Source organism: Chloroflexus sp. (genome assembly GCF_049970315.1).
GTDB lineage: Bacteria > Chloroflexota > Chloroflexia > Chloroflexales > Chloroflexaceae > Chloroflexus.
Genome location: NZ_JBMFNE010000001.1, coordinates 261,272 through 283,711, shown reverse-complemented (window position 1 = coordinate 283,711; position 22,440 = coordinate 261,272). Strand labels below are relative to the sequence as shown.

At 54.6% G+C, this 22,440-nt stretch carries 20 protein-coding genes and 1 tRNA gene; 16 read left to right on the top strand and 5 right to left on the bottom strand.

Annotated elements, in window-relative coordinates:
* Positions 1–57: 57 nt before the first annotated feature.
* The 3 genes from ACP5OT_RS01195 to ACP5OT_RS01185 form a co-directional block, all read right to left on the bottom strand.
* Complete coding sequence (locus ACP5OT_RS01195) at positions 58–1,668, bottom strand: SH3 domain-containing protein (RefSeq protein WP_428131100.1); 1,611 nt, start codon at positions 1,666–1,668, stop codon at positions 58–60.
* 457 nt (positions 1,669–2,125) lie between these two features.
* Positions 2,126–2,653: a hypothetical protein gene (locus tag ACP5OT_RS01190; RefSeq protein ID WP_424675325.1), complete on the bottom strand. Its 528-nt coding sequence runs from the start codon at positions 2,651–2,653 to the stop codon at positions 2,126–2,128.
* Positions 2,650–5,664, bottom strand: coding sequence for a GAF domain-containing protein (locus ACP5OT_RS01185; RefSeq protein ID WP_428111945.1), 3,015 nt, complete (start codon positions 5,662–5,664; stop codon positions 2,650–2,652). The genes ACP5OT_RS01190 and ACP5OT_RS01185 overlap by 4 nt, the downstream gene beginning before the upstream one ends.
* A 162-nt stretch (positions 5,665–5,826) precedes the next feature.
* Here ACP5OT_RS01185 and ACP5OT_RS01180 point away from each other — a divergent pair, with 162 nt between their 5' ends.
* A complete protein-coding gene (locus ACP5OT_RS01180) occupies positions 5,827–6,207 on the top strand; it encodes a single-stranded DNA-binding protein (RefSeq protein WP_424675323.1) in 381 nt (126 codons plus the stop codon).
* A 411-nt stretch (positions 6,208–6,618) separates the two neighbouring features.
* Here the strand turns inward: ACP5OT_RS01180 and cysK are convergent, their stop codons facing one another.
* Positions 6,619–7,548 (bottom strand): cysteine synthase A, encoded by a 930-nt coding sequence (gene cysK / locus ACP5OT_RS01175; RefSeq protein ID WP_424675322.1) that lies wholly within the window; start codon positions 7,546–7,548, stop codon positions 6,619–6,621.
* A gap of 168 nt (positions 7,549–7,716) precedes the next feature.
* On the opposite strand from cysK, the gene ACP5OT_RS01170 reads away from it, so the two are divergent.
* Positions 7,717–8,280 carry a hypothetical protein gene (locus tag ACP5OT_RS01170; RefSeq protein WP_424675321.1) on the top strand — a complete coding sequence of 188 codons (564 nt, stop codon included), beginning with the start codon at positions 7,717–7,719 and terminating at the stop codon, positions 8,278–8,280.
* Positions 8,281–8,959: 679 nt separating this feature from the next.
* Positions 8,960–9,036, top strand: a tRNA-Glu gene (locus ACP5OT_RS01165).
* A 45-nt stretch (positions 9,037–9,081) separates the two neighbouring features.
* On the opposite strand, the gene ACP5OT_RS01160 is transcribed toward ACP5OT_RS01165, so the two are convergent.
* Positions 9,082–9,897 (bottom strand): enoyl-CoA hydratase, encoded by an 816-nt coding sequence (locus ACP5OT_RS01160; RefSeq protein ID WP_424675320.1) that lies wholly within the window; start codon positions 9,895–9,897, stop codon positions 9,082–9,084.
* Positions 9,898–10,163: 266 nt separating this feature from the next.
* On the opposite strand from ACP5OT_RS01160, the gene ACP5OT_RS01155 reads away from it, so the two are divergent.
* The 13 genes from ACP5OT_RS01155 (at position 10,164) to ACP5OT_RS01095 (ending at position 22,074) form a co-directional block, all read left to right on the top strand.
* Entirely contained in the window at positions 10,164–11,753 is a 1,590-nt protein-coding gene (locus ACP5OT_RS01155; protein ID WP_424675339.1) for a 4-hydroxyphenylacetate 3-hydroxylase N-terminal domain-containing protein, read from the top strand.
* 24 nt (positions 11,754–11,777) lie between these two features.
* Positions 11,778–12,758, top strand: coding sequence for a catechol 2,3-dioxygenase (locus ACP5OT_RS01150; protein WP_428113195.1), 981 nt, complete (start codon positions 11,778–11,780; stop codon positions 12,756–12,758).
* Positions 12,759–12,840: 82 nt separating this feature from the next.
* The gene (locus ACP5OT_RS01145) at positions 12,841–13,647 is read left to right on the top strand and encodes an IclR family transcriptional regulator (RefSeq protein ID WP_428131098.1); all 807 of its coding nucleotides are present in this window, start codon (positions 12,841–12,843) and stop codon (positions 13,645–13,647) included.
* Positions 13,599–14,510, top strand: coding sequence for an acetaldehyde dehydrogenase (acetylating) (locus ACP5OT_RS01140; RefSeq protein WP_424675318.1), 912 nt, complete (start codon positions 13,599–13,601; stop codon positions 14,508–14,510). Before ACP5OT_RS01145 ends, ACP5OT_RS01140 begins: the two co-directional genes overlap by 49 nt.
* The gene (gene dmpG, locus ACP5OT_RS01135; protein ID WP_424675317.1) at positions 14,507–15,538 is read left to right on the top strand and encodes a 4-hydroxy-2-oxovalerate aldolase; all 1,032 of its coding nucleotides are present in this window, start codon (positions 14,507–14,509) and stop codon (positions 15,536–15,538) included. The genes ACP5OT_RS01140 and dmpG overlap by 4 nt, the downstream gene beginning before the upstream one ends.
* The gene (locus ACP5OT_RS01130) at positions 15,535–16,035 is read left to right on the top strand and encodes a flavin reductase family protein (protein WP_428113191.1); all 501 of its coding nucleotides are present in this window, start codon (positions 15,535–15,537) and stop codon (positions 16,033–16,035) included. The genes dmpG and ACP5OT_RS01130 overlap by 4 nt, the downstream gene beginning before the upstream one ends.
* A 79-nt stretch (positions 16,036–16,114) precedes the next feature.
* Positions 16,115–16,330 (top strand): tautomerase family protein, encoded by a 216-nt coding sequence (locus tag ACP5OT_RS01125; protein WP_424675315.1) that lies wholly within the window; start codon positions 16,115–16,117, stop codon positions 16,328–16,330.
* Positions 16,331–16,372: 42 nt separating this feature from the next.
* Positions 16,373–17,107, top strand: a complete 735-nt coding sequence (locus ACP5OT_RS01120; protein ID WP_428113189.1) for a 2-keto-4-pentenoate hydratase — start codon at positions 16,373–16,375, stop codon at positions 17,105–17,107.
* On the top strand, positions 17,107–18,561 hold the full coding sequence (locus ACP5OT_RS01115; protein WP_424675313.1) for an aldehyde dehydrogenase: 1,455 nt from the start codon (positions 17,107–17,109) through the stop codon (positions 18,559–18,561). Before ACP5OT_RS01120 ends, ACP5OT_RS01115 begins: the two co-directional genes overlap by 1 nt.
* A complete protein-coding gene (locus tag ACP5OT_RS01110) occupies positions 18,543–19,364 on the top strand; it encodes a 2-keto-4-pentenoate hydratase (RefSeq protein WP_428131096.1) in 822 nt (273 codons plus the stop codon). Before ACP5OT_RS01115 ends, ACP5OT_RS01110 begins: the two co-directional genes overlap by 19 nt.
* A 17-nt stretch (positions 19,365–19,381) precedes the next feature.
* Positions 19,382–19,579: a tautomerase family protein gene (locus ACP5OT_RS01105; protein WP_424675311.1), complete on the top strand. Its 198-nt coding sequence runs from the start codon at positions 19,382–19,384 to the stop codon at positions 19,577–19,579.
* 864 nt (positions 19,580–20,443) lie between these two features.
* A complete protein-coding gene (locus ACP5OT_RS01100) occupies positions 20,444–20,668 on the top strand; it encodes a TIR domain-containing protein (RefSeq protein ID WP_424675337.1) in 225 nt (74 codons plus the stop codon).
* A gap of 326 nt (positions 20,669–20,994) precedes the next feature.
* Positions 20,995–22,074 (top strand): CHAT domain-containing protein, encoded by a 1,080-nt coding sequence (locus tag ACP5OT_RS01095; RefSeq protein ID WP_428131094.1) that lies wholly within the window; start codon positions 20,995–20,997, stop codon positions 22,072–22,074.
* Positions 22,075–22,440 lie beyond the last annotated feature (366 nt).

The window sequence follows — 22,440 nt, the reverse complement described above, 5'->3', positions numbered from 1 at the left end:
AGCCGCTTGTCCCTTCCTGTTTGTGCTTGTAGGTGGTATACCGAATCGGAGACAACGCTAGCGATACGGTCGAATCGCGCCGACAAAACGGCTCGTCCAATACGCACCCCAAATACTTGAGATTTGGACACCGTAGGCAGGCGTCATCGCATGCACCATTTGACCACCGCCGATATAGATCGCGACGTGGGTAATCCCACGGCCACCACCGGTATTGGCGAAGAACATCAGGTCACCGGGAGCCAGATTATTTAGATTACCAATCACAGCACCGTATCGAGAGTTGAACTGGGAGGCAGCGGTACGCGGTAGGTTAACGCCAAACTGGCGATAGACGTACCACGTGAGGCCACTACAATCGAAACCGGTACGTGGACTAGCACCGCCCCAGACATAGCGATACCCGACAAACTGCACTGCGTAGCTGGCAACATCACCGCTGGCCGGAATATTCACCGGACCGCTATTAGCCAGGCGAGCACGGTTGGGAAGGGGGGGGATATCGTTTGTATAGGGCACGCGGCGAGCGGCCATCGGTGTCACGCTCAACAACTCCGAATAGATCCATGCTCGCGTCCCGTTGCTTAGCTCAACGCGGTACCAATCGTTGTGGCGAGCCAGCAGCTTCAATTCAGCGCCGGCATTGATCGAGCCAATCCGTTCGTATGCAGAACCGGGACCTTTGCGGAGATTAACCGAGTTTTCGAGTACAGACCCGACAAGCGGTGGGTTAGGATCGGGGATCGATGACGCGACCGGCACTCGTTCGATCACACCGGGAGCGATGTTGAGAAACTCAGAGGTTACCCATCCGTAGATACCACCGGTCTCGATAAGGAACCAGCCGTTATACTGTTCGACCAGGTTCAACTCTTCACCGGCGGTCAACCGTTTCATACTGACATAATTCGTGCCGGGGCCATCACGCAGATTAAGGCCGTCTTCACGCACGATTGCCACCTTGGGTGGGGGTGGAGGGGGAATAGTGGATTCGTCTACCGGTTTGAGGTTGTAGAAGATCGCTTCCGGCAAATCGACCAGCTCGGCGGCGATCCAGCGCAAAGTAGGATCGTCGGTAGTGCGGAACTGAAGCCACTCGTTATGCCGACCAACAACTTCAATGGTGGTACCACCATTCAGCCGGGCGATGTCGTCGTAGGCAAGACCGGGGCCATTACGTACTTTGGCTACGTCGGCGGTAACGGTGGCCGGCACAATGAGCGGAGCATTGATTTCACTGCGCGAGAGGATCGTGAGTGGTACCGGTAACGACTCATCGGTAGCGAGGGGTAGATCGCCGACTACCGCACCGGTGCGTGTTTGGTCGAGGTTAATCGGGCCGAGCATGATGAGCGGAACGTCTCCGTCGGGTGCCACAGGTGCAGCAGTGGGTTGGACGGGGATCGGCTTCACCGGGCGTAGTGGCAATTGCCCTAACAGGAGAGCGACCGGTAGAAAGAAGGTAATTACCGCATGGAAAAGATAGCGGGAAGGAAGTCGGTTCAGTTGTTGTTGGATATCTAAGGAGGTACGAACAAAGGCGACGATTGTAGCAAACGGTCGCGAGCGTTGTCGGTGTCTACTCCGATGATGAACAGCGCGTTGACGTAAGCGTTGTAGTTCAAGGGGTAGTAGATCACCAGATCGATCGTGTTGCAGCTCAATCATGGAGCGTCTTTCCTCTTTCTGTCTGCCAACCGGGTCAGCCTAGATTGCATCGCCAAGCGATTAACACGGTCATGGTGAAGCTGAGGTTGGCAGGCTTGGAAGCGAAGCAGACGTTGGGGAGACAATATCAGCGTGCTATCAGTCGTGCTTCAGCTTCTTGCCGGCGTTCACACTGTGTTTGAATCAAATCGTTAGTCACAGCGTCTCGTCGCAAAAGTAGAAAAATAGTAATACAAGTTGCGCCGTTTGTCAATCTTCAACCGATACATGAGGCGATTCATGCGTTGGAATGCGCCACGAGAAGACCTTGCCACCTTCGTTGAACCGATCCTATGTTAAGTGTTTTGAAATGAATATGAGCGTATACCGTCATCTGAGCGACAGCATATCGCATTGCGGCATATTGCGTGTCGAAGCGACCGTATGCAGATTGCTGAGCAACATCTGATAACCGTTATCAGGATGCACGCCAAAATAACAGCATCCGCCAATAGAGTAAGGCAGCAGTCACCCGTTCGGACAGAGTCGGAGCAGTGCCACTATCAAGTGCGGCGACGGCGAAGCCCATTGTTTGTGCCTGGCGAACGAACATCAGGCGATGACTAAACGGCGCAGCAATCATTAGTCGGCGCAAACCGGCAGTGTGCGCGGTCGATAGCAACTGATCGGTGTCGTCCAGTATCCGCAACCGATCATGTGACACACCACGGCGGCTCAGCTCAATGACCAACGCTTCGGTGTTGGGACCGGCCAGATACGCGACTGGTATCGCACCAGTATTGAGAAGATCGGCAAGCTGGGTACTCACTTCGACGGTAGGTGACTCTGTAGCGACAACCAGTACGGCATCGGCGCTGAGCGGGAAGGGTTCGGCAAGTGGCCGATCCACTACCCACAGCGTAATTGCAGCGATAATGACGATACCACCGAGGAGCCAACGGAAGGCAGAGCGAAGCGATTGGAGCCAGAAGTTGTGTGTCTTCATACTTGTTCGGCTGCGTCGACTAAGCTAGCAATGAGATTCTGCACCGATTGGATTGTAAACGGTTTGGCGAGTATCGCGTTGACACCGTACCGCTGCATATCAGCCGGATCAACCTGTTCGCTCCAGCCGGTCACCAGAACGATCCGAACCGTTGTATCGATCTGTCGCACCTGTGAGGCCAATTCCCAGCCTGACATACCGGGCATGCCGAGATCGGTACAGATAATCGCGTACCGACCGGGCCGATACTGGGCAAGCGCTTCTTCGCCCGAAGTAGCTTCGACGACCCGATGACCTTGGCGCTCGAGAATGCGGGTCAGTACTTGCCGCACCGCCGTTTCATCATCAACCACTAAAATATGCAGCGGCATCATAGGTGACGGTTGTGATGATGAGGTGGGTAGTTCTGGTGGTTGTCCTACCGGCAACCAAATCTGGAACATCGTACCTTTACCGGGTTCGCTTTCGAGCGTAATCCGTCCACCATGCTGTTGCACGATACCACGGACAATCGCCAGTCCCATTCCGGTACCGTGCACACCCTTGGTCGAAAAGAAGGGTGCAAAGATCCGTTCGTGGAGGGCGGGATCGATCCCGACACCATTATCTTGGATTATCAACAGCACACCGGCTGCGCCGAACACCTCAGGAGGTGCAGGAGTAGTACGGATCGTTATCGTCCCACCATTCGGTAGTGCATCGATAGCATTTAACACGAGATTAATGATCAATTCGCGTAATGCAGGAGCGTCACCGGTAATTATTGGCAACGCTTTCAGGTCGGTACGCACCTCGATCACAATCCCACGACTCTGTACTTCGTCGCGCCAACGGGGGCGAGTCAGCGCCAGACTCTCTTCGACCACTTGGTTAAGATCAACGGCACCCTGCGGAGTCGATTGGCTGGTTTGAGCAAATCCTTGCAGACGTTTAATTGTAGCTGCGCCATCGATCGCTGCTAACTCAATTGCCCATAACCCCTCTTGCAATCGTGGATCGTGGTACTCGTTGAGCAATAACTGAACGTGACCAAGAATGCTCGCCAGTAAGTTATTGAAATCATGTGCTACACCACTAGATAACTCACCAAGCGCCCGTAATCGGTCACGTTCGATCAACTGTTCACGGGCGCGCTGGAGTTCGGCGTCGTGTTGAAGGTTAGCGATGGTGACACCGATCAGATGAGCCATTGCCGTCACCAAGTCGAGGTCACTTTGAGCAAACACCCCGCGAACATCGCTTTCGATGGTGATGACGCCGAATACACGCTCGTCAACCAAAATCGGGACGATCATTTCAGCCGCAGTAGCCGGCAGAAAGGGATGGCAGACATAGCGTTCGTCGCGGAGGACATCGTTGACGATTGCCGGTTGGGCATGGCGAATGACCCAACCGCTGATACCGACATCACACGGCAAGGGGGGAAAGACCTGTTCACTCGATTGGCAGTGCATCAGGCAACCATGGGCAGCACGCACGACGAGCTGATCATGCTCAATGCCACTAATGAGTACTTGATAGTACCCGAAGGTACGGTGAAGCAATTGGGTAGCTTCATCGAGCAATTGATCGATATCACGTATGGCGCCGATACGGACGGTGAACTGTTGCAGAACCTGAAATTGGCTGGCCCGTTCTTGTGCCTCACGGAGAAGACGAACGTTATTGATGACGACGGCAACCTGTTCGCCAAACATCTGTGCCGTACCGACATCTTCGGCAGTGAAGGCATTGGGTGTCCATTTATCAATCGTTAAAAAGCCAATTGTGGTCTGATCAACCCGCAGTGGCACACCGATCCAGGAACGGATGATCTCGCTATCGGGTACCTTCTGCCAACCGGGTAATTGCTGTACGTCAGAATAATACCGTGCCGTACCGAGTTGACGCAGCTCATAAATCGTTGAACCCGGTCCGGCGAAGAGCGTTACTTGATCGACCGGAGTACGCAGACCACGCTGGGCAATGAGTCGGACATACTCATCGTCATGCACAACGAAGACACAAGCCGAGTCGAACGGGATAAATCGTTGCAATTCGGCCAGGATCTGATCAAGCACGCTGGCCTGATCGATGCGTGCGTTGGTCAGTGCCACGAGACGGTGCAGCGCTTCGGCGCGAGCATGTGCGCGCTGCTCGAAAGCGCGCTGGCGGGCACGCATCAATTGATTGGCCGCAAAAGTAAGCAGGTTAGTATCCTCTTTGCTCCAATAGCGACCCGGTTGGTTGACTACTAACCATGCCGGTAATCCATCGAAACGTAGATCGGTGATCAGCGCGCCTTCATTGCGCCAGCAGTTTAGGTCATCGTAGTGAACGTTGTGACCGGCGTGATCAAGAAGGTTCCCATCATACGTGGTGCTAATAAGGAGAGGTTCGACTCCAAGGACGACGGCTAATTCGGCCAAGATCAACGTTTCGGCTTGGGTCGATTCGGTGCTATGGGCCAATATTCGTTCGCGTGCCGTGGCGTAACGCAGGATCTGGACCTTTGTAGCGTTATCGATAGCGATGGCAGCCTGATCGGCGAAAATAGAAATCGTTTCGATAACTTCTTGGCTAAACGGTGTGACGACACTGTAGCGAGATAGGCTAAGCGCACCGACGCACTGCTCGCGAACGATCAGGGGGATAGAGAGAATGATAGCCGGATGGCGTTCGAGTTTGGGTACGTAGCGAGGATCATGAAGTGGGTCGGTAATTTGGAGGATTTGACGATAGGCAACTGACCAACCGGCAATGCCTTCACCGACCCGCAAACGAAAGATACGTTCATGCTCAGAACGGTCTTCAAGCCCAAGAATAGCAGCGCTTGTCAACCACTCGCCTTGCTCATCGAGCAGCCAGATAGTCACAACATCGGCTCCGCTTAGATCACGGGTGGCGACTAATACACGCTGTAACACATCCGGCAGTTCGAGCCATGAAAGAACTGCCTTACTGAGTGCAAGAATAGTGGCGATCGGTGAGGTGACGGCAGATTGGTCAGATGGTAAGTCTTGGTTCGTCATGACTTTATTATACACTCCCGGTGTTACCAATAGCATATACTGGTGGATACTTTTGGAAATACGTGCAAATTTTTTGCGAATTGCGCAACTTTTGCCCTCTTTCTACGGTTTACTACATGCAACGGCAATTGAATAGTCAATTTGAGCACAGAGGAGGGCACGATGCGTAGCTTCAAAGGGACGATGAATCGGGTCGAGTTGATCGGACGATTGGGGGCCGATCCTGAACTAAAACATGTAGGAAATGGTGTAACGGTCTGTCGGTTTAATCTGGCGACCAACCGTCCGGGTGGCAACGATGAGCAGGGACATCGGACCAGTGAAACTGAGTGGACGACGGTGGAGGCATGGGAGCGTTTGGCAGAAGTGTGCGGTAATTATCTGCAAAAGGGGCGGCGGGTGATGGTGATGGGCAGTTTGCGCACCGACAAATGGCAAGATAGTGAGAGTGGGCAAACGCGATGGCGGACGTATGTACGGGCCGATGAGGTGATTTTCCTTGACGGTGGAGCTGGCCGGCAAGAAGAGGGAGATGAGGAGTAGGGGAGCGTACAGAGGTTAACGCAGTTAACGCAAAGGCGCAAAGGGCGCAGAGGCGCGGAGAGGTTAACGCAGTTAACGCAAAGAACGTTAACGCAAAGGCGCAAAGGGCGCAGAGGCGCGGAGAGGTTAACGCAGTTAACGCAAAGGACGTTAACGCAAAGGCGCAAAGGGCGCAGAGAGTAGATGAGGTAGTTACTCCGTATTCTTCGCGCCTGTGCGTGACGGTGTGGGTGACGACGGCAGCTGGGTTGCCACCCCGACCATCTTCGCGCCTGTGCATTACGGTGTGGGTGACGACGGCAGCTGGGTTGCCACCCCGACCATCTCCGCGCCTGTGCATTACGGTGTGGGTGACGACGGCAGCTGGGTTGCCACCCCGACCATCTCCGCGCCTGTGCATTGCGGTGTGAGTTACTCTTCAGCGAAGAGAGGAGTAGAGAGATAGCGTTCACCGTTGGAGGGCACGATAAAAACGATCAATTTGCCGGCGTTTTCAGGACGACGAGCAACGCGGAGGGCGGCGGTAGCGGCAGCACCACTTGAGATGCCGACCATCAATCCCTCTTCACGGGCGAGGCGGCGAGCCATCGCAAAGGCATCTTCGTTGCTGACTTGCTGGATCTCATCAAGAATGGAGGTATTCAACACATCGGGAATAAAGCCGGCGCCGATGCCCTGAATCTTGTGGGGGCCGGGCTTACCGCCTGATAACACCGGTGAAGCTTCCGGTTCGACGGCAACAATACGCAGGCTAGGCCGGCGCGGTTTGAGTACTTCACCAATGCCGGTGAGGGTACCGCCGGTACCGACACCACCGACGACAATATCAACCTGACCATCAGTATCGCGCCAAATCTCTTCAGCGGTAGTAGCGCGGTGAATAGCCGGGTTAGCAGGGTTCTTAAACTGCTGAGGCATAAAACTATTCGGAATCTCGGCCAGTAGCTCTTCGGCACGGGCAATGGCGCCGCGCATTCCTTCACTACCCGGTGTCAGTACCAATTCAGCACCGAAACCGCGCAGAAGTTTACGCCGCTCGATGCTCATTGTTTCAGGCATTGTCAGGATGAGACGATACCCGCGGGCGGCGGCTACTAGCGCCAAGCCGATACCGGTATTGCCACTGGTTGGCTCGATAATCACCGTCTCACCGGGACGGATCAGACCTTCACGCTCGGCGGCGTCGATCATCGCCAAACCTATCCGATCTTTCACCGAACCGGCTGGATTGAAAAATTCGAGTTTGGCAACAACAGTAGCATGGGTGTCGTTAACGCGGTTGAGACGGACGAGCGGTGTATTACCGATCAGTTCGGTGATCGAATTGTAGATGCGGGCCACGGTAGGCTCCTTTGTACTAAGCAGATCCTTATTTATCGTATTGTAATTGGATCGGTGTGAAATGTCAATTTGTTGCTTGACAAAGTTAAGATTAACTATAGCTGTGACCGACGAAAATCATGCTATACTGAACTGACGCGAAGGAACGCAAGTAACGGAGGGCAAAGTATGCGCGGTCGCGCAATACGTCCGGTTGATCGAGCCGGTGGTGGCGAAGAAGCAGTTCGGCTGACACGGTGTGCCGGAACGTGGTTAGCCGATCCACCCGATGACGCCGAGCAAGCGCGGATTGCGGCTGCGGTGCGGGCTGTGAGTGAGCAGCGCACCTTAGCACTCGAATTGCATCGTGATCAAGCAGCACTCGATGCATATTGTATCGAATTGTTTCGCGACCCAATGTTTGATCCATTGCATATTGGCCCAGAGGTGATCCGGCGGATCATTGACAAGCTCGGTGAACCACCGGTGGACGATGAGGCGAACACGACTGCTTTTTCAGAGTATTTGCAACGTGCAGTGCTGTTGTTTGCACTGCCCAACCCACGCCGATTGCTAGCGGCGCAACTGCGTCGTTACCTACCACGTTTTACCGAGGTCGGCGATTGGAAGGCAGCGGTGGCAATTGATTACAGCGCGTTCCGCACCTCGCTCGGCAACGAAGTGACGCCGTTTTTGGTCCAGATGACGCTGGCCGGGTTGGCTGATTACTACGATGAATTACCGGAGGCGTAGGCGGCTGGTTGGTAACGGCTAACGCATATATTTTCTTGGCACAACAACGCCGAAAACCCTGGGCGAACGGGCAAGACGGACCAGTACCTCGTACCACGTTGTGTGGCGGCTGTGGAAGAGTGCCAACAGCGGCGAGACCGCTGCTCGCTGAGCCTGTCCGATATGACCAAACGCCACGCACACCGGCTGCGGCGAGACCGCTGCTCGCTGGGCCTGCCCGATATGACCAAATGCCACGCACACCGGCTGCGGCGGAGACCGCTGCTCGCTGGGCCTGCCAGATATGACCAAACGCCACGCACACCGGCTGCGGCGGAGACCGCTGCTCGCAGCCGCTATCCGACCGGGCTGAACGCTGTTGAGCCAGTAGCATTGAGGTGGAACGTTGGTTTCCTTCCTTGAAGACCCTGCCCCGCGAATAGTGCTGGTGCCGGAGCGATACCGCTCTCGGTGTGCGAATGGATACATGATTGCGACGTGAATGCGACGAAGAATCCAGAGCATCGCACTCCTATATGAGAAGCATGCGAATGATGTTTACGGAGATCGGTTCTGCGGCGGAACGGTGATTACCGGTCTCCGCGTATTCGGCTGTTGAAGCAGGTATCAAAACGATTTGGGTATAGTTTGCGCAACAGTTGCAACAATCGCAAAGTATGGTATAATGCACGAGCGTCAGGCCCCCATCGTCTAGTGGCCTAGGACATCACCCTTTCAAGGTGGAGATCGCGGGTTCGAATCCCGCTGGGGGCACCAGCACAAGCGCGCCACCACGTGGTGGCGCGCTTCGTATTTCTCCGATTAGCTTGGCTGACGTTCGGTCGATGCCCACGCTGGCGGGCGTTTTTCGACGAACGCAGTTACCCCTTCTTGCGCGCACGGTTCCATCATATTGCAGGCCATTGTTTGCCCGGCCAGTTGGTACGCCTCAGCCATTGGCAGCTCAATTTGGCGATAGAAGAGCGATTTGCCAATCGCAATCGACTCGGCGGGTTTGGTCAAGATAGCACTGACTAGTTGCTCGATCGCGGCGTCGAGTTGGTCGGGTGGTGCAACCCGGTTGACCAAGCCGAGGCGGTGAGCGGCTTCGGCATCGATAAACTCGCCGGTAACCAGCATCTCGAAGGCTGCTTTGCGACCGATATTGCGCGATAGCGCCACCGATGGCGTCGAGCAGAACAGACCAACATTAATTCCCGATACCGCAAACTTAGCCTCACTCGAAGCGACAGCGAGATCGCACATCGCCACCAACTGGCAGCCAGCGGCAGTCGCAATTCCGTGGACGCGGGCGATAACCGGTTGCGGCATGCGCTGAATCGTCAGCATCATGTGAGAGCAGCGGGCGAAGAGGTCTTCGTAATAGTGCTGGTCGGGATGGGCCAGCATCTGTTTCAGATCGTGTCCGGCGCAAAACGCTTTACCGGCGCCGGCCAGTACGACAACGCGGATCTGCGGATTGGCGGCAATCGCGTCGAGTTGGGCTTGCAGCGCAGCTAACATCTCTTCGGATAAGGCGTTGAATTGGCGTGGTCGGTTGAGTGTGATCCGAGCAACGCCACGACCATCGGTTTCGCACAAGACATAAGGTTCGACCGCTATTTCACCGGCCCGCATAGCAACCTCCTCATTTAGTGATCGGCAATGTGGGATCGTCACGAGTATTGTACACGATAAGGGCAAATGGATCGACGGGTGTGAGGTTGGCTACTCCTCTCACAACCAATCTTTTCCAAAATCCCAACTCACGTTCGGTTATACCGAATTTGGTTATCGACAATGGTGGCATCCCTCTCTATAATCGGAATTACCGCGGCGAGGAAACTAAATAATATCAAAACGCGGCAATGGCGCTAGGGATTCGTGTACAAGGAGGTGATGTGATGACGGTATCCGAAGTAACGACGGAGACCACCATAGCCAGTGTGCGTCCAATGAACGGGCGGGAGTATCTCGAAAGCCTGCGCGATGATCGGGTCGTCTATTTTCAAGGGGAACGGGTCAAGGATATCACGACTCACCCAGCCTTCCGCAATTCGGCGCGCATGGTAGCACGATGGTACGACCGGCTCCATGAACTGCATCAGGAGGATGTAACACGCGGTGGTCCCGATCAGTGGAAGTGGACAATGCCGACCGATACCGGCAGTGGTGGCTGGACCCATCCCTTCTTTGTCGGGTCGCGGACGGTCGAGGATCTGGTACGGGCACGGGATACTATTGCCGAGTTGCAGCGCGCGGTCTACGGCTGGATGGGGCGTGCGCCTGACTACAAAGCAGCATTTACCGGCACACTAGGAGCGAATGCCGAGTTCTACGCACCCTATCAAGAGAATGCGCGGCGCTGGTATCGGAAGACGCAGGAGGAGTTGATTTACTGGAATCATGCGATTGTGAATCCGCCCATCGACCGCAATCGACCACCGGACGAAGTTGCCGACGTGTACATGCATGTCGAACGGGAGACGGATGCCGGGCTGATCGTATCGGGGGCGAAGGTAGTAGCGACCGGTAGTGCCTTAACCCATGTGAACTTTATCGCTCACTATGGTCCACTGCCGATCAAAGAGAAGCGATTTGCACTTATTTTTGCGGTACCGATGAACGCGCCCGGCGTCAAGTTGATTGCACGCACCTCGTATGAATACAACGCGGCAATCGTCGGTAGCCCTTTCGATTACCCGTTATCGAGCCGGCTGGATGAGAACGACTCGATTTTGGTCTTCGACCGCGTCCTGATCCCGTGGGAAAACATCTTTGTGTACGGTGACGTTGAGAGGGTCAACACCTTCTTCCCGCTCTCCGGCTTCGGCCATCGCTTCCCGTTGCATGGTGGTGCGCGCTTTGCCGTTAAGCTCGATTTCATTACCGGGCTTATGCTCAAAGCGGTTGAGTCTACCGGTGTCGCTGAATTTCGCGGTGTGCAGGCACGGCTTGGCGAGATTGTCACCTATCGCAACCTTTTCTGGCAATTGACCGAGGCAATGGTGCGTAATCCGATGCCGTGGGTAGATGGGTACCTCTTACCCAACCTCGAAGCCGCCTTCGCCTACCGAGTATTTGCCCCGGATGCCTACGTCAAGATCAAAGACCTGATCGAGAAAGACGTCGCGAGCGCGCTGATCTATCTGCCATCACATGCAGCCGATCTGAAGAACCCTGAAGTGCGCGCCTACCTCGACCGTTTCGTGCGCGGTTCAAACGGTTATAGCGCATTCGACCGAATCAAGCTCATGAAACTGCTCTGGGATGCCATCGGTACCGAGTTTGGTGGTCGGCATGAATTGTACGAGCGCAACTATGCCGGCAACCATGAAAACATTCGCATCGAGACGTTAGGTGCGGCGATGGCGATGGGGGTGACGGCAAACCTGAAGGCATTTGCCGAACGTTGCATGGCTGAATACGACCTCGACGGCTGGACGGTGGACGATCTGATCAATCCAACCGATGTCAATGTGGTGATGAAGTAATAGGTGACCCAAAGGAGGGCTTCCATGAGCGAACCGATCTTTGATACTCATCAATTGGCGCACGTTGAGATTCTCACGCCCAAACCCGATCAGACACTATGGTTCTTCCGCGATCTGCTGGGCATGGAGTTGACGAAGCAGGAGGGGCAATCGGTCTACATGCGTGCTTACGAGGACTGGTACCATCATACCCTCAAAATTACCGAAGCCAAAGAGCCGGGCTTGGGTCACGTAGCGTGGCGCACCAGCTCACCACAGGCGCTAGAACGTCGGGTCAAGGCGATTGAGGCATCGGGTTTTGGCAAGGGCTGGATCGACGGCGATCTCGGGCACGGGGCGGCCTATCAGTTTACTACGCCTGATGGACACCCCATGGAGATTCTGTGGGAGGTTGAATACTTCCAACCGACTGAAGATCAGAAGACTCCACTCCTCAACCGGCCACAAAAGCGACCGTTGCGCGGGGTTCCGGTACGTCGTCTCGACCACGTGAACCTGCTAGCGTCGGATGTAACGGTCAACAAAAACTTTTTAATGGAGCAGTTAGGCTTCCGATTACGCGAGCATATCGTGCTCAACAATGGGACTGAAGCCGGTTGCTGGCTGAGTGTCTCGCCGCTGGTACATGAAGTGGCGCTGATGCGTGACGGGAAAGGTGCACGTGGCCGCTTGCACCATGTCTGCTACTGGTACGGCTATCCGCAGAACCTCAACGATCTGGCCGACGTCTTCCGCGAGCAGGGCATCTTTATTGAAGCCGGTCCCGGCAAGCATGGCATTAGCCAAGCGATGTTTATGTACGTCTATGAGCCGGGAGGCAATCGCGTTGAATTGTTCGGTGATCCGGGCTACCTGATCTTCGATCCGGCTTGGAAACCGATTGTCTGGACGGAAGAAACTCTGGCAGCAGGGATCGTTTGGTTTGGGGGCAATTTGCCCGGTGAATTCTTCCTCTACGGCACACCGATAGTACACGAGCAGGAGCCGGTCGAAGCAACAGCGTAAGGTAGAGGAGCGTGCCCTCTTCCGGTCGGATTCGGCCGAGAAGAGGGCGAACGCGGTATTATCCCGGTGAAAGGAACGAGCTATGTTGCAGACCCTGCAAAAAGCAGCACGAGCACTCACGCTTTTTACGCCGCAGCACCCAGAGTGGAGCGTTGGTGAGATGGCAAAAGCATTGGAGTTGCCAAAATCGAGCGTCTCGGAGCTGCTCAGTAGTTTGGCCGAGCAGGGTTTGCTCCGTCGGATTGGTGTAGGGCGTTATCGGTTAGGCTGGCGGCTACTCGAACTTGGTCAAACCTTACTCAAGACAACCGAGTTCCGCGATGAAGCACGAGCCGTTATGCAGGAGATGGTTGCAGTATGGGGCGAAACCATGCATTTGGCCGTGTTAGAAGCCGGAACAGTCGTCTATCTGGAGAAGTTGCGCGGCCAGCAAGGGTTGCAGGTGGAATTATCGGGGATTGGTGTGCGCCTACCGGCGCACTGTTCAGGGGTAGGGAAAGTCTTGCTCGCTCACCAGCCGTGGGATGCGGTATTGCGTGTGGTCGGCAATGATCAACTGTATCCCTTTACGCCCAACACCATCACCTCACTCGACGCACTGGCCGAAGAGCTGGCACAGGTGCGGCAATGCGGCTACGCCTACGATCTCGAAGAGGTCTCAATCGGCCTCTGTTGCGTAGCAGCACCGATCCGTGACTATGAGGGACAGGTTATTGCCGCCATTAGCTTTTCGGCGCCGACCCATCGCTTTCGCCTCCACCGCGATCAGTACACGCGAGCAATTATCGAAGGCGCACAGCGCATTTCAGAGCGGCTAGGCTATTATGGAGGAACATCTGCATGCAAGCCGACAAAGTCAAAGTCGCCATCCTCGGTTCCGGTAATATAGGTACCGATCTGATGTACAAACTGTTGCGACAGCCGGGACCGATGGAGCTGGCGCTGGTAGCCGGGATCGATCCTGCGTCGGAGGGGTTAGCACGAGCCCGGCAGTTGGGCATTCCGACCAGTGCCGGCGGTATTGAGGCGATTCTGGCCGATCCCGAGATTCGGATCGTATTTGACGCGACCAGTGCAAAGGCGCATGTGCGTCATGCGAGACTGTTACGGGAACACGGGCGTATCGCGATTGATCTGACTCCGGCGGCGCGCGGGCCGTATGTCGTGCCACCGGTGAATCTTGGGATGCATCTTGATGCGCCGAATGTCAACTTGATAACCTGTGGCGGTCAAGCAACCATCCCGCTGGTCTATGCGGTCAGCCGGGTGACGCCGGTGCGTTATGCGGAGATGGTGAGCACCGTGTCGAGCCGTTCGGCAGGACCGGGAACGCGCCAAAATATCGATGAGTTTACCTTTACCACGGCACGTGGCTTGGAGGTCATTGGTGGGGCACACCAAGCGAAAGCGATCATCATCCTGAATCCGGCTAACCCACCGATTCTGATGCGGAATACCATTTATGTATTACCGGAAGGGGAGTTTGACGAAACGGCCGTACAAGAATCAGTAGCGCAGATGGTCGCCGATGTCCAGCAGTACGTTCCCGGGTACCGGCTGAAGAATCGACCGGTAATAGAGCGACGGGCAACCCCATGGGGTGAGCGACCGGTGTTGATTATGCTGCTCGAAGTTGAGGGAGCAGGTGACTTCTTACCACGCTACGCCGGGAATCTCGACATCATGACATCAGCGGCGCGGCGAGTAGGGGAAGTATTTGCACTGCACATACTGAAGGAGGTGGTAGCATGAAGGCGCCGCGCTTGACCGATACAACCTTACGCGACGGTTCGCACCCGATGCGCCACCAGTTTACCCGCGAACAAGTAGCCAAGATTGTGCAGGCGCTCGACCGGGCCGGCGTACCGGTGATCGAGGTCAGTCATGGTGATGGATTGGCCGGATCGTCACTGCAATATGGCTTTTCTCATACATCGGAATTTGATCTGATCGAAACTGCGCGTAGTCATGCCGAACGGGCCAAGATTGCCGCATTGATGCTGCCGGGGATTGGCACACGCCAAGAATTGAAAGAAGCGGTAGCGCGTGGTATTCAGGTGGTACGTATAGCTACTCAGTGTACAGAAGCGGATATTTCAGAACAGCATTTTGGTTTGGCGAAAGCGTTGGGTCTAGAAACGGTCGGCTTTCTCATGATGGCGCATATGCGTCCACCAGCAGCGTTAGTCGAGCAGGCGAAACTAATGGAATCGTATGGAGCCGACTGCGTCTACATCGTAGACTCGGCGGGAGCGATGTTACCGCACGACGCTGCGGCACGAGTTCGGGCGTTGAAAGAAGCGTTGTCGGTACAAGTTGGCTTTCATGCCCACAATAATCTCGGGTTAGGCATCGGGAATACCCTCGCAGCACTCGAAGCCGGCGCCGATCAGATTGATGGCTGTTTGCGCGGATTAGGAGCTGGTGCCGGTAATGCTGCAACCGAGCTGCTGGCAGCCGTGCTCGACCGGCTAGGACTAAATCCGGGGCTTGATGTCTTTGGGCTGATGGATGCTGCCGAATATATTGTAGCTCCGATCATGCCCTTTCAGCCCTTTCCTGATCGTGATGCGATCACCATCGGATATGCCGGAGTCTACTCAACCTTCCTCCTACACGCGAAGCGTGCAGGCGAGCAGTACGGTATCGATCCGCGGGAGATACTCGTCGAACTTGGTCGGCGGCAAGCAGTAGCCGGCCAAGAAGACTGGATTATCGACGTAGCGCTCGATCTGAGTCGCCGGCGGAGAGCAGGGACACGTAAGGAGGCGCGCGGATGAGTAATCAATCAGCGACAGTAGCGGTAAACATCATTGACCAGCGCCTGTTTCGCACTACAATGGGCTGCTTTGCCACCGGTGTGACCGTTATCACCACTACCCACGATGGTCATGTGCATGGAATGACTGCGAACGCCTTCCTATCGGTCTCGCTCGATCCGCCGCTGGTGTTGGTCTCCATCGGACGATCGGCGAAAATGCACAGCCTCCTTGCGCCGGGAGGTCGGTATGGGGTGAGCAAACTGAGTGAAGAGCAAGAGCATCTTAGCCGCCATTTTAGTGGAAAACCGATTACCGACCTTCAGCCACAATTCGTTTGGCACAACGAGACGCCGCTGATCGCTGACGCACTGGCCCACGTTGTTGCCCGCGTCGTTGATGCCCACCCGGCAGGCGATCACACCCTCTTCATAGGGCTGGTGGAGCATCTCGCGTATCGCGATGGGCGACCGTTGTTGTATTACCGTGGTCGGTATGGCCGGATGGCGGCACTCTAACCTTTATTTAGTGATTCTAAATATTTTACAATGTCGTCGTGACAGCTTACCGAACACCTTTTCGATAAGGATTACCGTCATGATGTTATTGCGGATTACCATGCTGGAAGGACGCAGCCCCGAACAGAAAGCGGCGCTGGCCCATGAACTATCGATAGCAGCCGCAGAAGTGTTTCACGTACCACTCGCTGAAGTACGGCTTGTCATCCACGAGGTACCACCCGCGCACTGGACTGTCGGTGGTCAGTCGATGGCCGAGTTGCGCCGCAATAAGGCAGCCGGGAGCGGACAGTAGCTGAGTCGCCTGAACAATATCGCAAGCGATAGGGAGAATGGCATGGAACTCGCGAGCACCGAACTCGCGTTAGCCAACGCAATTGCCGATGCACGATCGGCGCGGCGGCCGATTGCGAGCCGCAACCGTGATTGGGGTGTTGATCTCGCAGGGGCATACCGGATTCAGCGAACCCGCCTACCCGATCCAACGTGCATCGGTTACAAACTTGGCCTGATTAGTCCGGCAAAGCAACGCCAAATGGGGATCGATCGGCCGATCTACGGTCGGATCGGACGGTCGATGATTCGGGAGCGTGTGGTGCCGTTAAACGAATACATTCAGCCGCGGCTCGAACCGGAATTGGCGGTGGTGTTAGATAGAGCGTTACCGGCGACGGCCGAGCCGGGAATGGCGGCACGTGCGATTGGCGGTATCTTTCTCGGTGTCGACATCCTCGATAGTGTATGGTCAGACTATCGATTTAGTGCTGTGGAGGTTATCGCCGATAATGCGTCGGGCGGTGGTTTTCTGCTCGGTGAACGGTTGCACGAACAGATGCCGGACGGCGAACTGCGACTATACCTCAACGGCGAACTGCGCACTGCCGGGCCGGTAGCGGCGTTGGGCAACCTCAATCAACAGCTCTGCTGGTTAGCGCAGGCAGTGGGCGGTTTGGCAGCCGGGCAGATCATCTTTCTCGGCTCACCGGCGCCGGCCATCCCGGCAATGCCCGGTGTGCTTGAAGTAACGATCGGTGAAGACATCTTACAGGCACAGTTGGTAGGAGAAGCCTGATGGATTACCCATTTTTTCAGGTGCAACACTACATCGACGGCCAGTTTGTTGATGGTGGACCGCGATTTGAGATTGTTTACCCAGCGACCAACCACGTCATTGGTTCGGCGCCGGAAGCCGGGATGGCTGAAGTTGATGCAGCGGTGCAGGCCGCGGCACGCGCCTTTCGGCAGTGGAGTCGTACCTCGGTCGCCGAGCGTCGGCTCATGTTAAAGCGGTTTGCGCAACTTATCCGCGAGCATGAAGCTGAACTAGCTGCGATTGAAACGTGGGATGTCGGGCGACCGATCAATGAAAATCGGGCCGGCTACATTCCACGGATTGCAGCGAACATCGAATTTTTCGCTGATTTTGCGGCGACGCATGGGAGCGAAGCCTATCCGATGGATAACGGCTATATCAACTACGTGCTACGTCAACCGGTCGGTGTGGCAGCGCTCATTGCACCGTGGAACATTCCGCTCTTGCAGGCCACGTGGAAGATGGGGCCGGCGCTCGCGTTCGGCAATACGGTAGTTCTGAAACCGGCCGAGTTAACCCCGATTGGAACATGGCGGTTGGCTCAACTAGCGCACGAAGCCGGTCTGCCACCGGGTGTGGTCAACGTGATCCACGGTTTTGGCCCCAACTCAGCCGGTGAATTCTTGACCAAACACCCTGATGTGAAGTTAATCTCGTTCACTGGTGAGACAACCACCGGCAAGATCATCATGACTGCTGCGGCTGCCACCCTCAAACGAGTCTCCTTTGAATTAGGTGGTAAAGGCGCAAACATCATCTTTGCCGACGCCGATCTCGAACGGGCGGTAGCGATCAGCTTACGTTCGTCCTTCTTCAATCAAGGTGAATTTTGTCTGGCCGGGCCACGGATCCTTGTTCAGCGACCAATCTACGAAACTTTTCTCGAACGGTTTCAAGCGGCGACGAAGCGGCTCAACGTTGGTGACCCGTTCAATCCGGCAACGCAGGTCGGCGCACTGATCGCCCGTGAGCATCTCGACCGTGTCAGCGGATACATCGAGGTGGCCCGCACAAGTGCAGCACGGATCGTCCTTGGCGGGGGTCGTCCGGAACTACCAGCACCGTTCGATCAAGGAAATTTTCTCCAGCCAACGATAATCGTCGATGTCAAGCCACAGGATCGGGTGTGTCAAGAAGAGATCTTTGGGCCGGTGGTAACGGTGGCACCGTTTGATGAGGAAGAAGAGGCCATTGCGATTGCCAACGGCGTGAGCTACGGCCTATCGGCAGTAGTTCAGACCCGCGATGTAGGACGGGCGGTGCGGCTTGGTGCTGCCCTGGAGGCCGGTACGATCTGGGTCAACGACTTCTTTGTGCGTGATCTGCGTGTACCGTTTGGCGGTATGAAAAACAGCGGCATCGGGCGAGAAGGCGGCCACTACAGCCTAGAGTTCTACACGGAGGCCAAGACGATATGCCTGAGCAATCAGTAGCGAGCAGCAGCGTCACGGAAGCAACAATTGCAACGTTAGCGCAGCGTCTCGACCGAGCGTGGGAAGAGCGTTTCACCATTGCCCCGCTGACCGAGAGCGAGGGAATAGAAGATGCTGCAACCGCGTATCGCATTCAAACGCACTGGACAACGTTGCGGTTGGCACGGGGAGAGCGGATCATCGGGCGTAAAATTGGCCTCACCAGCAAAGTGGTGCAAGAGCAGATGGGGGTCAACGAACCGGATTACGGCACACTCTGGGCATCGCGCTACTTCCCGGCGGTCAACGGGCGCGCCGAGGCACCGGCAGCGATCTTTCTCCAACCGAGGGTTGAGGGGGAACTTGCGTTTCTTATCGGTGAAACACTCGATTGGCCCGAGATTACGCCACAACAGGTGATGGCGGCGACGGCAGCGCTGGCTGCTGCGATTGAGATTGTCGATAGCCGGATCGACCGTTGGCGGATCAAACTTGCCGACACCATCGCCGACAATGCCTCGTATGGCGGGATCACCCTTGGCCCGTGGAGCAAAGCCTTACGAGGGAGCGATCTGCGAACCATCGGTATGGTGATGAGTCACAACGGCAAACCGACAGTGTTCGGTGCCGGTGCAGCGGCACTCGGTCATCCGGCGGTGGCGGTTGCATGGCTGGCCAACAAACTGCGCAGCTTTGGCATCCCGTTACAAGCCGGTGATATTGTCATTTCAGGCGCGCTAGCGGCAACCATTCCGGCGCAGCAAGGTGATATTTTCGTATTGGAGATGCATGGTCAGCCGCCACTCAGCTTGCGGTTTACATAGGATCATGAGGTTAACGTATGCCAATGCTCGAAGTGTTTTACAGTGGCGATCATCCACCGACGCGCGAACAGAAGCGGGCTTTTGCTGCTGCGGCCAGTACGATTTTCCAGCGGGTGATCGGGACCTCGCCGGGGCGGTTACAACTGATGATACGGGTTCTCGAACGTGAAGATACGTTAGCTATCCTCGACGACAGAGAAGAGGAGGAGGAATAGGGACGACCGCGGGGGTTGCCCCAACGGGCGGATACGGTAGATACGGTAGGGGCACCCCCCGTCGGTGCCCTAACGGGGGTTGCCCCAACGATCACGGCGGATTGCCCCAACGGGCGGATACGGTAGATACGGTAGGGGCACCCCCCGTCGGTGCCCTAACGGGGTTGCCCCAACGATCACGGCGGATTGCCCCAACGGGCCCCCATTGACACGTCATCCCATCGCGTACCCTTGCGATAAACGCCTCTTCGTGTGGAATGAGGGGGAATAGTGCGCGTCTGATCAAGCTGGCCGGAAAGATAATCGGATGCGGACATTTGGGGATTACCAAATTTTAGATATTGATTTCGTATATAGAACGACCTACAATTAGTGTTACTAACCTACTGCATAATTGCACGTCAATAATGCAACAGCGGCAGGTGTAATATTCAGGGAAGCAGGTGCTCGTGTGGTGGGAGACCGGGTGGAGTCATCAAAGTTATCATTACAGTTGGAGGTGATGGTTTAGTATAATATTTGATAAAAAACATAAACCCAGACGAATGAGTTGAATGTCATCCTATCCTGAGAGACGTGCTATGTTTTTGATGTGAAATAACAGCCTACGAGAACGATCCACTAACAGTGCGGATGAAGAACGTGTAGATAACTCGTTCATCCGGCTAGAAAGCGGTCCCCGACCGTCAAGTAAGAGTGCTGGTGACCGAAGGGTAGTTTGGACTTACAGGCAAATCTTCGAGGTCAGACTTTTTGCTTCGTTAGCATGTTCGGAGAAGTCATGTGTCAATAGCACAAGAACATCCCTCTCGAAAGTGGGATATCTTCATTTCTTATGCGTCTGAGGATAGAGAAGTGATTGTCATGCCCTTGGTGGAATCACTTTGCGCCAAGGATCCTACGGTTTGGTATGACATTTTTGAGCTAACTCCAAGGAAATTGCTACTCAGGTCAATAGACGAAGGCTTAAAAGAATCAAGATTTGGGATTGTGGTACTTTCGCCGAACTTTTTGCAAAAGAATGGCCGATACGCGAGTTGTCAGGTTTATACCAACGTTCGGTTCAAGCAGGTGATCGCCCCTTTATAATCCCGATTTGGTATAACCTTTCCGCTTCGGATGTTACAAATTTTTCGCCATTGATGAGCGATATAGTATCTATTAGGTGGGAAGATGGGATCGAGCGTGTCGTAGAAACGATCTTGGCAATCGTCACACCTGAAAAGAAAGATAATTCCCTCCAGCTCCAAACCAAAGTGTATGGAAAGATATATCAGGCTCTTACTCATGAAGACTATTTTCAGCAAATAACGAACATCTATAGCGACTATCCACCGCAGAGCATAAGAACAGCTTTAACCTTAATGTTGTTCAATGAGCAGATAAACCCACGAATGCGAACACGAGCGCTATAGATGCTTGTTGAGTTAGGAATTGCTACTAATGATGATTTCAATATAGTGCTCCGCACAGAGAACACAGATTTACTTAAAGAGCTTATTGCGTTTTTTACAACAGCAAGAAAGATTATTCTATCAGAAGAGCAAGTAAAGCTGCTATTTTCAAACCCTCGGCTACCCAGGTCCAGTAATGGCTTGGGAGCCATGGTAAAAGCATGTATTGAACGGGGTGCAGGCTACACGACAAGTATCTTTCTGTCCGGAGCGAAATATCCATCGTGGGAAGTAAAATATGATTGTGTAAAAACAATAATTGACATTGATGACGAAGACTCGCTTCAAACTCTAGCGTCCTTCTCCACAATGAAATATTGGGTGGCAAGGAAGAGGATTATTACCTATATTCGTAGAAAAATTGAATTCGGGAATATCGCTGCATCAGACAAAGCTATTGCGCAGCACATACTCTCACAAATCATCTCGGACGGAAAAACTCCAGAACGAACACCGACGATGCGTCTCGCTCAAGAGACCTTGGCATCGTTACAAGGACAGGTTGTCGAGTCGAAGAAAGTAATTTCGGTGCTGTTTCTAGCTGCTGATCCTTCTGATGCAAGTCACATTCGTGTGGGAGAAGAGTTTCGTGAGATCCGCGAGAAGCTTCAATTAGCCAGGTATCGGGAGCAATTTGATCTGCATCTCAGAATATCGGTCCAACCTGAAGATATAAGTCAGACAATGTTAAATGTGAAGCCAGATATTATCCATTTTTCTGGACATGGTACGAAAACAGGCGAAATTTGTTTCGAGAATCGATCGGGTGTTATTCAACCGGTATCTCCTGAAGCAATTGCCGATCTGTTAAGTGTATTTTCTGTAAATTGTGTGATATTGAATGCCTGCTATTCAGCACGACAGATACAAGCCATTGCCAAAATTGCTCCCTATGTAATAGGGTTGAAGCAAGCAATTAGAGATAGCGCGGCGATTGCCTTTTCTATCAGATTCTATCAAGCATTGGGGGATGGCTTATCCATTGAGAAAGCTTACAAACTCGGGTGTAAATTAGACTTCAAGGGATTGAAGAACATCTAGTACCGGTCCTGCTGATCAAAGACGAAGATGTCAATGACTAACTACGGGGAGGTGGGCAACCATAGGGGGTCGCCTCAACGGGCGGATTACCCTAACGGGCGATTGCCCCAACATGTATCGGGGTAGGGGTAGGGGCACCTTCCGTGGGTACCCCAACAGGCAGTTACCCCGCGTGGGTGCCCCACCGATTGCCCCAACGACCGCGGCGGATATGGTAGGGGCACCCTCCAATGGGTGACCCAACAGGTATCGGGGTAGAGGCCCCCCCCGTGGGTGATCCCCGTGAGTACCCCAACAGGTATCGGGGTAGGGACACCCCTCGTGGGTACCCCAATTACCCCACAATCGCACGTTGTCCAACGCCAC